Origin of the sequence: Roseivirga sp. (genome assembly GCF_049099775.1) — a bacterium.
Lineage (GTDB): Bacteria > Bacteroidota > Bacteroidia > Cytophagales > Cyclobacteriaceae > Roseivirga.
The window spans coordinates 1-18,139 of the sequence record NZ_JAGDZM010000020.1; the positions used below are offsets into that span (position 1 = coordinate 1).

The 18,139-nt window shown below is 39.3% G+C and carries 4 protein-coding genes; all 4 read right to left on the bottom strand.

Going from position 1 to position 18,139, the window contains the following annotated elements:
* Positions 1-10,829 (bottom strand): hypothetical protein (locus JXQ92_RS19160; protein ID WP_421988264.1); only part of this gene is annotated, 10,829 nt, incomplete at its 3' end.
* Positions 10,830-11,020: 191 nt separating this feature from the next.
* Complete coding sequence (locus JXQ92_RS19165; RefSeq protein WP_421988265.1) at positions 11,021-14,305, bottom strand: response regulator; 3,285 nt, start codon at positions 14,303-14,305, stop codon at positions 11,021-11,023.
* Positions 14,306-14,454: 149 nt separating this feature from the next.
* A complete protein-coding gene (locus JXQ92_RS19170; RefSeq protein ID WP_421988266.1) occupies positions 14,455-17,595 on the bottom strand; it encodes an ATP-binding protein in 3,141 nt (1,046 codons plus the stop codon).
* Between the two features lie 197 nt (positions 17,596-17,792).
* Complete coding sequence (locus tag JXQ92_RS19175) at positions 17,793-18,005, bottom strand: hypothetical protein (RefSeq protein ID WP_421988267.1); 213 nt, start codon at positions 18,003-18,005, stop codon at positions 17,793-17,795.
* Positions 18,006-18,139 lie beyond the last annotated feature (134 nt).

Sequence of the window (18,139 nt, forward strand, 5' to 3'; positions counted from 1 at the left end):
TCTATACTGACTGAAGGATCATCGATATCAATCGTATGGAGAAGTAGTGAATTACTCTTCTTGAAAATCCTAACCTTTCCATCTGATGCAAAAACAGGTGCGGTAAATTCTACTTCAAGGTTAGTTCCTGAGGTTAATACACCTCCATCAACAGGACTCAAACTCTTAATCGTTGGCACCTCAGAGGTTATGGTAATATTCCATGTATCTGCGTCAAAAGCCGAACCTATCAAATTACCATTACCATCAGCTAAACTGGAAGGGCTAAAGTGGATAAGTAATTCATCACCATTGGGTAAATCAGGCGGCAATTGAATCGAGACTTCAGCACCATTAATGGTGATTTCATTTGTATTTATATCCCGAATAAACAAAAGAGATAAATCACGTTTTCGATATATCCTGAGTTTCCCATTATTCCGGTAGATATTCTCATCAAACTTAGCGGTAATAATGCTCTGCGCATCAACGTCACTACCATTCTCTGGTGTTAGTGTTATTAACTTTGGTGCAATAAAGTCTGAGCCTGAATCATCTACATTGGTTACTGTGATGATCACATTCTGATTAACAGTGTTGATACCGTCACTAGCTAGTACATTAATCAAATAAGTATTATTACCGTCTCCATCTGCTGGTGCCTCAAAGTCTGGGGAGGCCTTAAAGGTCACTATACCCTCTTCCAGGTTGAATAAGCTCTCATCATTACCAGTGCCTAAGCTATAAGTAATAGCGTTCTCATCCGTTGCTGTAATGCTATAAGCTGTACCTGTTCCATTTTCAGCATAGTTAACTGCGGTAACAGATGTAAATACTGGGGCCGTATCATCTACATTAGTTACTGTTATTGTTACAAATCGACTCGCGGTTCTATTACCGTCACTTGCAATGACTTCAATAACATACGTATTGTTTTTGCCAGCATCGATGGGTGCTTCAAAATTGGGGGGAGTTTTAAATGTGATATCACTTCCACTAATGCTAAAAAACGGGCCGTCATTTCCTGTTCCTAAGCTATAAGTAATAGGACTTTCGTCAGTTGCAACGGCAGTATAAGCAACCCTGTTATCGTTTTCAGCGAAAGAAGCTATTAATGGAGACGTGAAAATGGGCGCATTCTCATCTACATCCGTTACTGTAATTGTTACTACCTGACTTATTGTATTTAATCCGTCGCTGGCAATAATTTCTATAATGTATGTATTATCCTTATTTTCATCGCTCGGGTTCTCAAAATCTGAAATGAAATTAGACTTGACAATACCGTTATTTATATTGAAAAATCGCTCATCATTGGCTGATCCTAAAGTAAATGAAACAGGATTCGCATCTGTAGCTTGACTTGAATAAACATTTATTCCTAGTTCGCCTTCTTTCAATGTACCTGTTGTTCCCGATGTAAATACTGGCTTGACTTCATCAATATCAGTAACGGTAAGCGTGACTAGTAAAGCAGCTGCATTTACTGCATCGGAAGCTATTACTTCAACCAAATAAACATTATCACCATTGGTATCTTTAGGAGTTTCAAAATCAGGGGCAGTTTTGAATGTAAGTGTGTTACCATCCAAATTGAAAAGGTTTTCGTCATTGGTGGCACCTAATGAATAAGTAATACTGTTAAGGTCCGTTGCTGTAATTACATATGCAAAAGCACTGGTGTTTTCAAGCAAACTAGCATTCTCCTTTGATGTGATGACTGGCTTTGTTGTATCGACTCGAACGTCCCCCTGTTCTGAAGCATTGTTTGAACTCAAAGAAGCATTGTTTCCTGCTTCATCAGTTAGTTTCCCAGCCAATGGTACAATATCTAATACTTCAATACCATCATTATCATTCAGGAGGGACATTTCGTAACGGAAAACAATTGAATTGGTGCCTGAACCATTGATATAATTCGCTCGCTGACTTGAAGAGCCGATATTAATAGGTATGTATGGCGTATTTAACGTTGTATTCACTAATACTACTTCATCATAAACCACAGTCACATCAAGAAAATCTCCTTGTCCGTAAGTTTTAGCCACAACGCTCGAAGAAATTACAGCTGGTGCTTTAGTATCTACTCTTACTCCTTCTACTCCAGAAGTGTTAACGGAAAGGTTTGCAAAATTCCCAAAAGAATCCTCCATTATACCACCATTCAACTGAATATCAGAAATCGTGACACCATCTGAATCAGAATCTCCTTCTTGGGTGATATATCTGAATTTAATTGAAGACGTTCCACTACCGCTGAAATAAGCAGCAGTTCTATTCTCTCCACCAATATTAATCGTCATGGATGGAACCCCATTTGTAGTATTTACAACTACCTCTTCATCATATTTGACCGTAATATCCAATGCATTACCTAAGGCATATGTTTTGGCAGTGATGGACGAGGAAATTATCGATGGTCTTTTTGCCTCTACGCCAACTCCAAAATGGATAAAAGTGCTTGTCGTTAGGCTAGCATCTAAAGGAACAAAATCTTGTATTTCTCCACCATCTAACTCTATATCTTCTATCTTAAATGAAGCATCGCTATCGCCAACTTGTACCGTATATCGGAATAGAAGCGTATTTGAACCTGAACCGCTTAAATAGCTAGCTCGTTTTGCTCCTGTTTCAAATGGTAGATTAAAATATGGAGTACCTCCAGAAGTATTAACTAAGACTGCCTCATCATAAACAACCGATATATCCATATGTTCACCTTCCGTATAAACCTTTCTTAATGTTGAATTCAGCGTAGAAGAAATGATAACTGGTTTTTTAACGTCTATTGTATACGTCTCCTCTAAATCAATAGTACCTGTAAAGGCAATGTCATTGAGGCTTTTAATATTTTGACTCAAGGAAAAATCTAAATCCATTCCACCATTGCCTTTAACACCGTCAATTTTGACATCATAAATAGTGTTACTGACGGCGTTTACGGTAATAAACCTAAACTCAAATTCAGGGAAGAAGGCCGTTGTGGTCAGCGAAAAATCAGCAGCATTCACGTTTTTGACTGGTTTGTCAAAAGTGACTCTGAAGGTGACAAATCCACCTGCAGATGCTGTGAATTCATTTGTAGGAGAATGGCGTTTAATGCTTAGCACTTTAGGTGCATTTTCGTCTACATCTGTTACCGTAATTGTTGAAATTTGGCTAACACTATTAACTCCATCATTTACAATCACATTAATCACATATGCGTTATCCTTATCAGCATCAACAGGTGTTTCAAAGTCTGGGGCTACCTTAAAACTCACTTTGTCATCGGTAATGTTAAACAGGTCTTCATCATTTCCTGTCCCTAAGCTGTAATTTATATCATTTGCGTCTGTAGCAACTATCGTATAAGCCGCACCTGCACCATTTTCAGCAAAAGAAACGGCTGTAGGAGAAGTAAAGACTGGGGCAACTTCATCTACATCAGTAATAGACACAAGCACCGTCTGCTTTGAAAGATTAATACCGTCATTAGCCTGAACTTCAATTGTATAACTACTTTTTACTTCAAAGTCAGGAATGCTTTTAAAGGTAATAGTGGGGCCATTTAAGTCGAAGAAGATCTCATCATTTTCTGTACCAAGAGCATAAGTTATAGGGTTATTGTCTGTTGCATTAATTACATAGACTGTACCCGTTGCGTTTTCTACAAAGGAAGCGGTAGTTGTTGAGGTAAACACGGGTGCGGACACGTCTTCCTCTACATCAGTCACAGTGATTGTGACTTCTTGCGTCTTCGCATTGTTCGCAGCATCCAATGCTATTATTTCAATTATATAGGAGTTGTTATTATCTCCGTCTGCAGGGTTTTCAAAATCTGGAGCAGACTTAAAGGTTACCTCTCCATTAGCAATATTGAATAAGGCTTCATCATTGCCCGTACCTAAGCTAAAGGTTACTGGACTAGCGTCAGTCACAACTGACGTATAGGCTGCATTAGTTGCATTTTCTGCAAAGTTCACGGCAGTTGCTGATGTAAAAACAGGATCTACCACATCGTTAACTGTAATCGTAAAGTTCTGAACAGTATTTCTAGACAGATTATCAGTAGCTGTAAGCTCAACATTAAAATCACCGGCCACATCTATAGGGGTACCTTCTAGACTATATCCACTTCTAGTCATTTTTCTAATCGCATGATTTTTCTTGTCGACTAAATAGAAATTTAGTGCTGGCCCCATGGCAATTGAGGTGATCTCATTAAATGTTGAGGCAGCCCCATTTCCATTATCAAAACCAGCTACTCCTGTTCCTGCTACTGTCGTGACAATTCCGGCAGGCGTTATCTTTCTAACTTTGTTTCCACCGGTCACAACATATAAGTTACCCCCTGGATCTATTACAATATCCTTAGGAGAATTAAAAGAGGCCAAAGTTCCGATACCATCTGTATCGATACTGCTGCCAGAGCCTGCAAAAGTAGTCACCAATCCTGCTGGGGTGATTTTTCTGATTAAATGATTAGCCGTATCCGCGGCATAGATGTTTCCGCTAGCATCTGTGGCCAGGCCTTTTAATCCATTAAATGCGGCCGCGGTTCCTAGCCCATTTGCAGAACCTGCACTACCCGAACCCGCAATTGTGATTGCATCACCAGTACTTGGATCTACCTTCCTTATTCTATTGCCATCACTTACATAAAGGCTTGAAGATACATAATCGTACACAATACCTGTTGGCGCATTATACTGAGCATCTGGCCCGGTTCTACCCGGAGGCACTAAAATTCCATTACCGTCGGCCGTGCCCTGAGCCCAACCTGACAAACTTAGAATATGACCATCATTTGCTAGTTTATATACACCATGGACTTCTGAATCAACCATGTATACATTTCCATCTCCATCAACTGTAATGTCTTCCAATTTTTGAAAAATAAAAGAATCCTCCTGACCAACAACCAGGTTTGGATCAACAAAAGAAAGGTTAGTGACAAAGGTTACCGCTCCTCCTGAAAGATTAGACCGTCTGACACGAGTACCAAACCGATCTATTGAATACAGATAAAAATTCCCATTGTCAACAGCGATAGCTCTTGGAGAAGCAAACTGTGCAGCTGTTCCTGAGGCATTACTGTTGCCTTGCGAACCAGTTCCTAACAGTGTTTGAACAGCTGTATTTTTAATCAATGACGACCAACTTGGCTTACTTGTAGCCGAAATTTCTGTATCAAAACCAGTAGTCGTAATATCATATTTGTAGGCACCTGTGTTATCTACTGAAGTTACCGGGGTTGAGGTAAATACCGGTGGTCCATCAAGAATGCTGATCGTCACATTTTGTTTAGCGGTATTAGTTCCATCGCTCGCTTTTACCTCAACTACGTAGGTGTTATTTCCATCTGAATCTGTAGGGTTATTAAAGTCAGGAGGAGTTTTGAAAGTCAATGTACTTCCCGAAATGTTAAATAGTGCTTCGTCATTCCCAGTACCCAAGCTATAGCTGATGCTGTTGTCATCAGTGGCTACAACAGTGTACGCATTACCCGTACCCTGATGGTGAAAAGTAGCCGAGATTGGAGAAGTAATATTCGGAACCGTTGCATCACCAACAATTATAGTAAATTTTTGATCCGTCGCCCTATTTTGGGTATCTATAGCTCTTAATCCTACACCGTAATTACCAACAAGTCCATTAGGATGACCCTCAAGATAATAAGAGCGCACAATCTTCCTGATCCCATGATTATTTTTGTCTGAGATATATAAAATCCCCTCTTTGTCAATCGCTATGCCTTGAATATTGCTAAATGTTGCTACACTCTCATCACCATTATTGAACCCTGATACTCCTGTCCCTGCAATTGTGGTCACTTGACCTGATGGTGTAATCATTCGAACCTTATTGCTACCAGTCACCACATAGAGGTTACCGTAATGATCTATTTCTATATCTTTTGGATAACTGAAGGAAGCGGATGTACCCTGTCCATCTATATCGGCATTGCTTCCAGACCCAGCGAAAGTAGAGACCAATCCTGTTGGTGTTATTTTTCGAATTAAATGATTGGCAGTATCTGCCACAAAGATGTTTCCTGACGGATCTGTGGTAAGCCCTTTAAGTCCATTAAACGAAGCGGCTATTCCTTGTCCATCAGCTGCACCTGAAGCGCTACTTCCAGCAACTGTTGAAACAATTGCTTGGCCGACTGTTGAAGTCAGCTGAATTTTTCGAATGCGATTTGCATCTGATACGTAAATGTTTTTGGTAACCGGATCAAACGTAATCCCTTGCATACTTGTGAATTGTGCATTACCCCCTATTCCATCAGCAAAGCCTACGCCAGACCCTCCTTCATAATATATATTTCCATTCCTCGTAATCTGATAGAACGAATTCTTTTCTATGAAAATAGGATTCCCGTCATCCCCAAAAGTGATGTCTTGAAGACCATTAAAACCAAAAGGGTTTGTCTTTGAACATGTAATATCAAAACTGCATTCATTGACATGAAGACCATTTTCACCATTCAAGTCGATTCGTTGGATAAAGGAACCATCTTGATCGATTGTAAAGATTCGTCCTGTAGCATTATCCACTACTATACCTTTTGGTGAACTAAATCTGGTGTTGGTGCTGGAAGGGTTTCCAGCTGTTCCATTTCCTGCCAGTGTGGAAACGGTTGCTGTTTTCTTTAAGCTTAGCCAGCTTGGAATGTTTGTCTCAGTTACATTGATATGTTCAAAACCATTGACCTGAATATCATAGCGATAATTCTGGTCGTTGTCGTGGGCCGTAGATGGTGTTGAAGTGAACACGGGAAATTCAACAACGTCGGTCACAGTAATGGTAACTACCTGATTAGCGGTGTTACCGGCTACATCGGTAGCCCTCACCTGGACTAAATACGTGTTATTATTGCCGCCATCATTTGGATTCTCAAAATCCGGTGGCGTTTTAAACGTAAAGGCATCCCCCGAAATATTAAACAAAGATTCGTCATTTCCTGTACCGAGGCTATATGTAACTGCTGCGGCATCAGTTGCTAAAGAAGTGTAGGCTGTTCCAGTTGCATTTTCAGCAAACGACACGCCCGTTGATGAAGTAAAGACTGGTGCAATTTCATCTAGGTCTGTTACTGTGATAATCACATCCCGGTCTGCTACATTATTAGCATCCGCTGCTCTGACCCGAATGTGGTATTGATTGTTTGCTGTCGATCCATCAGGGGCTTCAAAATCTGGGGCTGTTTTGAAAGTGATCACATTGTCAACAATGTTAAAGAGTGCATGATCATTTACCTGCAATAAACTATAGGTGATGGAATTGGCATCGGTGGCCTGAATCGTATATACTGTCCCCGTTCCATTCTCCACAAAATTGACGGCCATTGGCGAAGTAATTGCTGGAGGTGTATCATCAACATTTGTCACATTAATGGTTAGCGTAAATAGTGTATCATTTTCTCCATCGCTGGCCTTCAAATTGACCAAATAGCTATTATTCCCATCGGTGTCATGCGGTTGCTCAAAATCAGGAACTGTTTTAAAGGATAGGATTCCACTATTAATATTAAACTTCGCCCCATCGTTCCCTGGTTCTATGCTATAGGTAACAGGGCTTGCATCAGTAGTCGTAGCTTGGTATACTGAGCCAGTGCTATTTTCCGCAAATGTGGCTGTACTCAGCGATGTAAATATTGGCGCTGTGCCGTCCGTAACGTTAATCGTGACTAGCTTACTGACTGACTGCACTCCATCAGAAGCAATCACATTTATCTCATAGGTGTTATCATTCCCTTGGTCAATTGGGTTGGCAAAATCAGGGAGTGTTTTAAAGCTCACATTTCCATTAGATATATTGAACAAGCTCTCATCATGTACAGAGCCTAACCTGTAGCTAACCGCATTGGCATCTGTAGCAGAAATGGTATAAGCAATACCGGCTGTTTTTTCTTTAAAAGAAACCGAATTAGGAGAGGTAAATACAGGTGAAGTATCATCAATATTTGTAACGGTAATGGTCACGGTTTTTGTCGCAGTATTGGTGCCATCGCTTGCTCTTACTTGGACGATGTAAGTGTTATCTTGTCCCAGATCAGTCGGGGATTCAAAATCTGGAGGTGTTTTAAAAGTGACCTTGTCTAAGGTCACATTAAATAATCCTTCATCATTGCCTGTCCCTAAACTATAAGTTACTGAGTTTTGGTCCGTAGCGGCAATGGTATATGCTGTTCCAGATCCATTTTCCACAAAACTAGTAGTACCAGGAGATGTTATAACTGGGTGTATAGCATCAATTATTGTGACAACAAAATTCTGAGTAGCGGTCACACCAAGCCCGTCAGTAAGCGTTAATGCTACGCTATGATTTCCTGTTTGTCCTGCTGGAATTCCTATGAGTTTCAAACTCGTTCCATCAACCTTTTTAACTACTGATGTATTTTGATCATTAACATACAAATTCCCATTATTGTCTATGGTGATTCCATATGGCCCGGCAAATTTTGCAAGGATGCCATTACCATCAGCTACACCCTGAGTTCCTGAGCCTAGGAAACTTGTCACTACCCCAGCAGTTGTCACCTTCCTAACCCTATAATTATCATTGTCTGTAACGTACAAATTACCATTGTCGGCAATGGCAATGCCAGATGGAGAGTTAAAGACGGCCGATGTTCCTGTTCCATTTGAAAAACCAGATGTTCCCGAACCTGCCAAAGTTGTAACAACGCCAGCTTGGGTAATCTTTCTTATGACATTATTCTGTTGACCTGCGACATAAATGTTTCCATCATCTGCAACAGCTATACCCGTCATCAAACCAAACCTGGCATCTGATCCTGTACCATTCACAAATCCTGGTGAAATACTCCCTCCTGCTAAGGTGCTAACAACTGCTTCTGGAGTGATTTTACGAATTCTGTATTGTTCCGTAACGTATAGGTTATCTGATTCATCTATGGCAATTGCATAAGCAGAGGCAAATTTTGCCAGCGTACCTGTCCCGTCATTTGTACCAAATGCCCCGCTACCAGCAAAACCTGTTACCACACCGTCTGGGGTAATCTTTCTTACCCTGCCATTGTTGGTATCTGTAACGAATAAATTCCCAGACTTGTCAATCACAATTCCTCTGGGGTTATTAAACTTTGCGTTGGTACCTGTACCATTAACATAGCCACTACTACTTCCGGCAAAAGTGGTTACCGATCCGTCTAAAGCAATTTTACGGATCCTGTGATTACTCCGATCTACTACAAAGACGTTTCCAAGATCATCTACAGCCATTCCGGTGGGATTATCGAACTTAGCTGACGTTCCAGGGCCATCTGTATTACCTGATGATGAGGTTACACCAGCCAACGTTTTGACATTACTACCTAAACTACTAGTAAAATGCATCCAGCTTGGAAGTGTTGTACCTGCTACATTCCTTGCTTCTCCCGTCGTTCCTGAGGTTTGAATCTGGTATACATACTCTTCATTACTATTTACAACAGTAACTGGTGAAGAAGTAAAACTTACGGACCCCAAACTAATTTCAACATTGAATGCCTGAGTGGATTCACCACCATTCGTATCCGTTGCCTTGAGAGATACTGCATGTGTTCCTAAACTTGCTGATGGGTCTCCTGATAATACATAACTTGTACCTACCAGCTTTCTGATTTGTGCGTTAGTCCTGTCTGCTATGTAGAAGTTGCCTTTATCATCACTAGTTATACCTCTTGGATTCTTAAAGGTGGCATTCAAGGCTACTCCATTTAATGCACCGGAGGTTTCACCACCCGCTACGGTACTTACTTCCCCACTTGGTGAGACAGATCTAATGCGATGATTAGTTTCATCTGCGACATATATGTTGCCAACATTTGAAATAGCAAGGCTAAAAGGAGAACCAAACCTAGCATTACTGCCTGCTCCATTAACAAATCCGGTACTTCCGTTACCGGCCAATGTTGTGGTTACTCCTGAAGCAATTTTTCTTATACGCCTGTTTAACTTGTCTGCCACATAAACAACTCCATTTTCGTCAATCACTACATCGGATGGAGCATTAAACTCGGCAACATTTCCATCTTGAAAACCTGAAGTGCCAGTGCCAGCTAACACATCAACAAATCCAGCAGGTGTAACCTTCCTAATACTGTGATTAAGCTGATCGGCAACATACAAATTACCATTTGGACCAAAACTCAAACCTTGAGGACTATTGAAAGTTGCTAATGTACCCGTTCCTGAGTCAAAACCGACAGCACCACTACCAGCAAATGTAGTAACAACTCCTTCAGGCGTAATCTTACGTATACGATGGTTCTTCTTATCACCAATAAACACGTTCCCATTGGCATCAATCGCCACTCCCTGTGGAAAATCAAACTGTGCTTGGGTGCCGGTACCATCCGCATAACCTGCAGTACCACTTCCGGCAAAAGTGGTCACATTACCATCTTTCGTTATTTTTCTTATGCTATGACTACCACTCTCTGCCACATAAACATTTCCATTGGCGTCAACAGCCAATGCTTGAAGGTTAGAAAACTCCGCTGCACTACCACTACCATTGGCGCTGCCAGTAGTACCACTACCAGCAAACGTAGATACTGCACTTTCATGAGCTGATAGGTTCATCCAGCTAGGGATAGTAGTTCCAGTAACAGTCACAACATCGCCATCAGCATCGTTGGTTAAAATGACATATTGATAACTTCCAAGTTTATCTACACTTGTTATAGGTACAGTTAAAAATGTCGGATTTGCGTTTTGAGCTAATAAACTTTTTGAATTGAAGAGTCCAGAGAAGATCATCATAAAGAGAATCAAGACAAGGGCATTCCTCTTGGAGTTTTTCCGAATAGACTGAAATATTCCAGCGCTAACAAAACAGATATTCTTACTGAGCATAATCATCAAGTTCTTTACTTTCTAGATCCAATAAGTGGACACAATTAGACATCTAAAATTGCTAAGAACCGGAGCTCATTCTGTCACCCAGGGGTGGGTGATTTTATTAAAAAAGCCTATTCAATAGATTGAATAGGCTTTTTTAAATTGAGTTTTTTGACTAATGATATCACCAAGCTTGATAAACCTAACTATTGGGCATACTTTCTTAGTTTCTCAGTAATCTCTGACCTAGCGCTTATGTCAAGCTTGGAGTAGATATTCTTAAGGTGGGTCTTGACGGTATTTCTTGATACATGGAGCTTTTCCGCGATTTGCGGATTCGTGAATTGCTTTACAATAAGAGGTATAACTTCTAATTCGCGCTCAGATAAGTCATGTGCCTTCATTAAAGCCAAAACATCGGCAGTAAATGGAATGGCATCCTCTTGATCAATGCCATGCAACTCTCTGAGTATTTTTATCCTATTCTCTAATATGTTCTTTATCCGCGCTAAAAACTCTGCCGCATTAAAAGGCTTTGTTAAGTAATCATCTATACCCAAGTTGAGCGCAAAGAGCTTATCTTCTTGCTCTGCACGCGCAGTTAGCATAATAAGAGAAACTTCATCGAGTGATTGATCACTTTTAACGGCTTCCAATAACTCAAAACCATCCATTTCAGGCATCATTACATCAGATATTAAGATATCGATACGTTCTTGTTTTAAGATTTCAAGTGCTACTTTTCCGTTCTCTGCTTGTTTTACCTCGAAATATGGACTTAAGGTTTGAGCAATAAATGCACGCATTTCAGGGTGATCTTCAGTAATTAATAATACTGGTTTTCCAATATCAAATTGCCCAACATACTTTTTGATAGTCTTTTTTAGTGCCTTTTCAATTGATTGGCCTTCTACTTTCGTCATTGGCAACACTACTTCCGAAGAAACTTCTTGGATAGGCAAAACAAAGGTGAATTTACTTCCTTTACCAATTACACTTTCCACTGACAGTGACCCTTTGAATAACTGAGCTAATTCTCTGGCCAAAGCTAGACCAATACCTGTGCCTCCTGCCGCTTTCTTATTAGGTTGACTTGATTGATAGAACCTGTCAAAAACGTATGGTAAATCGTTTGAGTGAATTCCTTCACCATTATCAGCTACGGTAAATTCGAGAACATCAGTTGCGTTATTTTTAAACCGTATACCAAATTCGATTTGTCCATTTGGGGGGGTGAACTTTAGCGCGTTGGATAATAAATTATTGAAGATCTTACTTGCCTTATTGCCATCTAACATGATGGTTAAATCATTTTCAAGCTGAAAATCAATCTTCAATTTGATTGATTTTTCATTTAAACCAGCTTCATATGGACTTGTCAAATCATCTATAAATTCCGAAAGTCGAACCGGATTTTCAGTTAATTCTAATCTCCCTGCCTCTAGCTTCGTCAAATCAAGAATTTCCTCAACCAATGACAACAAACTTCCTCCATTTCGCTTTGTCATTTTTATCACTTCTAATACTTTCGGAGAATTAATTTCACCTGAATCGATCAATGATTGTAAAGGTGCATTGATCAAAGTCAATGGTGTTCTCAACTCATGTGAGATGTTGGCAAAAAACCTTGATTTTACTTTATCCAGTTCTCGTAATCGATCTGCCTGTTCTTTTATTAAAACGTTCGCCTGTTCTACCTCATTCATCTGAAGAGCGATTTCATCTTTTTGTTTTAAAATCTCTTCAGTACGTTCTAAAACGACTTGTTCTAATACTTTTTTCTCTTTTTCTAACCTCCTTGCATTGATTTTTATAATCGACCAAGTGATCAATACTGCTATCAATAGGTATCCAAAATAAGCCCATTTGGTAAAGTACCACGGTGTCAAAACTTCAAAGCTATATTCAAGTATTTCAGTTTCTTGACCGTACGCATTCCTTGCTCTAATTTTAAAAATAAAACTTCCATAATTCAACCTTGGGTAAGCGCGTTCATTCACAGTTGACCAATCGGACCAAGCCGCGTCCTCCCCTTCTAAAAAGGTCTGGAATTCGATAAAATCATATGAATTGATAGAGTTTGTGGCAAACTCAAGGCGCAGATCAGTAGCTTTAAAATGGTGACTATTTTTATTCTTATCACCTATAATTTGGTGAAGCAATGAATCAGGTTCTGTAATATCACCAATACTCCAAAGGCTAAAGTCATTAATCACTAAGGGTTTAGCATCTAAAATATATTCAATGACAAAATCTTTGTCTTGCCCAATCACAAAGAGTTTGGTGCCATCATTGTTAAAATTCATTCCATTCGGAGTCAGTTCTTGCTTGCCGAAAAGGAAACTTTCATTTGAACCTGCAAATTTTGCTGTTGACACGTCAAATGGGTTGCTCAACTTAAACTCGTTGATAATATTCGCGGAGCCTCCAACAATGTACAGTTTGGTCCCATCAGGGTTAAACTCGATGACACGCGCACTTTCATCATATTCGCGAACCAAAAGCTTCTCGGTTTCTCCAGTATAAACTGCACTTGACAATTGATAAGGCTGATCTAGCAGGTATTCATTTACTTCATCATCAACCAAACCCACTAAAAATAGCTTTGTGCCATCATTGTTAAAATGAATGGCCCTCGGGTTTACCTCTTGTTTCCAAACGTCGAGACTTAAATGGTGACCTGCAAACTTCGCGGTTGAGATATTAAATGGCCTGCTTAGGTTATACTGCTGTATTTTGGCCGTTGTATCTCCGCCAGAAATAAAGAGTTTAGCTCCAGAATCATCAAAGGCAAAAGTTCTTGGTCTTGACTCTTGATTCCCCACGTACAAGGTTTGATTGTCTCCTAGATATTTGGCTGTTGACACATCATAGGCTTGTGACAACTCATATTGAAATATGGACGCTTTATCTCTATCAATTATCAGCAATGATGATCCGTTATTAATGAACCCCATACCATGTGGTGTATCAGATTGACTCTTTACTGAAAAACGTTCTGAAGTTCCAGCATAAACAGCTCTCGACACATCAAACGCAGCGCCTACGTAATGATATTTTCCTTGGGTGAATCCTGAGGGACTAAAACCTACCTTATTTGAAATATCAGTTCCATTTTTCAAGTCTATACTCAAAATACCGTCAGCATTTAGTGGAATATTTCCGACAGAGATTTTGTATTTGGCTTCAGTTCCTGAAACTGAATTTATTTTACTTCCCTTTAATTGTGAAGAGGCTTCTAAAGTAAAATCGCTAATGTCGACCCCTGTTACGGCTTCACTGAATGTGATGACAAACTCTATGGCGTCGACATTGGTTTTTGGGTGACCGAAGACTTCTATGCCTAAAACCCTTGGTTTTGATTTTTCAGGGTTTGAATCATTGGCTATAGCGGGTTCTAAAAAGAAGATTGTTGCAAAAGTCAGCAAAAGGAGTTTTGCTGAAATCCGTCCATGGATATTAAGAATTTTGTTCAGGGCGTTTATAGTCATTGATGAATTCAATTAGCTAGCTCGATGGCTTTACTTGATTGAAAATCAAAAAAAAACGAACTAAACCTACCACCCCTCTAGGGGTAGTTTAGTCACAAACACTATTTAACGCTTAAAAAGGGAGTTTCCTGTGAAAAAAATAAAAGGCTTTAGGAAGAGAATGTTGCTACTTTATCTAAAACGTCAGCTCTTCCTTTAATATCAAGCTTAGAATAAATATTTCGGATATGGAATTTGACAGTATTCTTAGAAATGCTCAGCTTATCGGCGATCTCTGTATTAGTATATCGCTTAGTAATAAGTCTAATGACTTCTACTTCTCTTTCGGAGAGATCATGTGCCTTCATAAGTGCAGCCAGGTCAACAGAGAAACCTTCACTATCAGCTGCTCCTAAACCTTTCAATTCTCTAAAAATCCTAATTCTATTTTGTAAAATATTCTTAATTCTGGCAAGAAATTCTGGTGCACTAAATGGCTTTGTTAGGTAATCATCGATTCCTAAAGTTAGCGCGAACAGTTTATCTTCTTGCTCAGTTCTTGCTGTCAGCATAATAACTGAAACTTCGTGGAGTGCTTCATCTGCTTTTATGGCTTCTAGCAGTTCAAAACCATCCATAACTGGCATCATCACATCTGAAATCACAATATCGACGCGATTCTCTTTAAGGGATTTTAAGGCAACTTCACCATTTTCAGCCTCTATGATCTCGAAAAACGGTTGGAGCGTTTTTACTATAAATAAACGCATTTCTGGGTGATCTTCAGTAACAAGAAGAACGGGTTTACCTACCTCGAATTTTCTATTGTAAATTTCAATCGTTTCGGTCAGGAGGTTTTCCAAATCTGTATTGCTATTTTCTGTTGGTTCGAAGCCTAAATCTGATGTGATTCTTTCGTAAGGGAAATCGAATTTGAACTTACTACCTTTTCCTAAAGTACTTTCTGCTGAAAGATTTCCGCCAAACAGGTTTGCAAGGTCACTGGCTAGAGCCAAACCAATACCTGTACCTCCCGATGCTTTCTTATCTGAATGCTCAGTTTGATAAAAACGATCGAAAATATTTGGGAGGTCTTTTGAAGAAATGCCTTCCCCGTTGTCTTCAACGGTAATGCTGAGCCAATGCTTATTTTCATCACTGTACCGAACTGATAAGTTAATAAAACCACCTTTAGGAGTGAATTTCATGGCATTCGACAACAAATTATTAAGGATTTTGCTAGCCTTATTTGCATCTAAAGACAAGGTTAAGTCGGGTTCTGGTCCTAAATCAATATTGAAGTCAATTGATTTAGCTTTTAAATTTTGTTTATACGGAATACTCAAATCATTAATAAACTCCGATAGCCTTACTGGGTTCTTAATCAGTTTGAGTTTACCTGCTTCAAGCTTAGTCAAGTCTAAAATCTCTTCTACAAGCGAAAGTAGACTTCCTCCATTTTTTTTTACAATCCCAAGGGTTTCCAGCGTTTCCTGATCCTCAATCTTTCCATTTTCTATCAAGGCTTCCAAGGGTGCATTTATTAAAGTTAAAGGCGTCCTGAGTTCATGTGAGATATTTGCGAAAAATCTTGATTTTACTTTATCTAGTTCTTGCAGTCTATCTGCTTGTTCCTTTATCAACACATTGGCAGATTCAACTTCCTCCATGCGCGATGCAATTTCTTCGGTTCTCTCTTGGACTACCAACTCTAGCGCTCGTTTCTCCTTTTCTAATCGCTGCGTATTAAACTTGACAATTCTCCAAACCAATAACACCAACAAAAGGCCATATAAGACATAAGCCCAAACGGTAAAGTACCAGGGTGTTTGAATGGTAAACTCTATCTTACTTACGGCACTCTCCTGGCCATATCTATTTCTAGCTTTCACTTTAAATGTATAACTGCCATGAGACAAGCGATCGAATTGTTTTTGCGGAGCACTCGTCCATTCAGACCAGTATTCTTCAGCTCCCTCAAGCAGGGTTTGATATTCTACAATGTCTGAAGAGTTGACCGAATTTGTACTAAATCGAAATACAACATTACGTTCTTGAGCTTTGAGGTTGATTAAATTCGACTCTTTTGATTCTACATTTATTAATGATTCGGTTGGGTTCTTACTTTCCTTTTTCCACAGACCAACCTCGCTGATCAGCAACTTTTCAGAATCAAGATGGTATTCTAGGACCTTATCAATACCATTTGCCAGAATAAACATTTTGGTGCCATCTTGATTGAATGTAATAGACCTTGGATCTTGATCTTGCTTACCAATTGGTAGTTTTTCCAATTCACCTGCACCCTGGGCAGTCGATATATCGAAAGGCTGGGAAAGCGAATATTCATTGATTTCAAGGTTTTTTATTCCAACAACAAAAACCTTTGTCCCGTCAGGATTGAATTTAAAAGAAACTGCGGACCTACCAGGCATATTAAGCAGGTAACTTTCTTCATCGCCGAGATATTTGATGGTAGAAATATTGAAAGGACTTGATAGTGAATACTCAAATATGGCGCCTCTCCTCAGCCCTAAAACAAAGAGTGCGGTTCCATCATTATTAAATGAAAACGAATACGGAAAATTTGCTTGTGCTTTAACAGAATATGAATTGTCTCCATATTTATAAACAGCTGAAGACACGTCAAAAGGTCTACTAAGCTTAAATTGGAACAAACTATCTTTGGCTGCTCCTATTAAAAACATGTTTGAACCTTCAGGGTCAAAATTCAATGATCTTGGGTTATTCTCTTGTTCAAACACCGAAAAACTTTGAAGACCTCCTGAATAACGTGCCGTAGATACATCGAAAGGTACTGAAAGGTTATACTTAAAAACTTTCTTATTGTTAAAGCCAGTGACAAACATCTCGGAACCATCTGGTTTGAATTCTAAAGAAAAGGCATGTAATTCTTGGTTGGCGTAAGAAAATGCTTCAGAATCGCCAGCGTAAACAGCTCTAGAAATATCGAAGGCAGCTCCTACATAGTGATAAAGGCCATTTGTAAAACCTTTTACTTTTACTCCAGCTGAATTAACAATTCCTGTATCTGAATTTTTGAGATCAATACTTATATAACCATCAGCGTTTTCAGGAATACTATTAACGCTCACTACATATTTTGCTCCACTTCCCTCAATACTAGAAATCTGTGCTCTTTTTATTTGTTCACTTGCTTCTAAAACAAAATCACTAACATCAACACCTGTTACGTTATGGTTGAAATTTACTTCAAACATTACTTCAGTAACATTATTAAGCGGTTTAGCGGAAACCTTAATAGAAATTACTGCTGGTTCATTTTGCATTGCAAAACAAATGGTTGATAACGCCAAGAGTACCGTTAAAAAGACAGTCCTTATCATTAATGTAAAACTCAAGAGCGGATAGTACTTGAGGTAGTTTTGGTTTAAGGAGCAATATAAGAAGTTGAGGTTAATCTTAGCGAACAAAAAAAGCCAACTCAAAAATTCGAGTTGGCTTTTTATTATTATTTAAGAATAGCTTATTTACTAACTAAACCTCCTTTAGCACTGTCAACAGTAATGGTGAATTTACCTTTACCACTTACAATCCAACGTACTTTTACGGTACTGTTACCAGGAATATTGGTGACTTCCATAATGAATTGATTGTGCTTGCCAGCCAAATCATCGATCATAGATATTAGTGGATTTAACATATTAAATGGTGCAATAACTCCAACCTCTACTTTCATTCCTAGAAATTCTGAGTACTCCATGGCAGTCCAGCCAGCATAGTACCTTGATAGTCCTTCTTAAGCCGTTCATCTTAGATAGTTAACCTCTCTGTTCTTATTAGCATTCTACACTACCTACGAACGATAAATTT

Excerpts from the sequence above, each read along its gene's own strand:
- JXQ92_RS19165 (WP_421988265.1), bottom strand. The coding sequence starts at position 14,305 with ATGACTATAAACGCCCTGAACAAAATTCTTAATATCCATGGACGGATT.
- JXQ92_RS19170 (WP_421988266.1), bottom strand. The coding sequence starts at position 17,595 with ATGCAAAATGAACCAGCAGTAATTTCTATTAAGGTTTCCGCTAAACCG.
- JXQ92_RS19175 (WP_421988267.1), bottom strand. The coding sequence starts at position 18,005 with ATGAAAGTAGAGGTTGGAGTTATTGCACCATTTAATATGTTAAATCCA.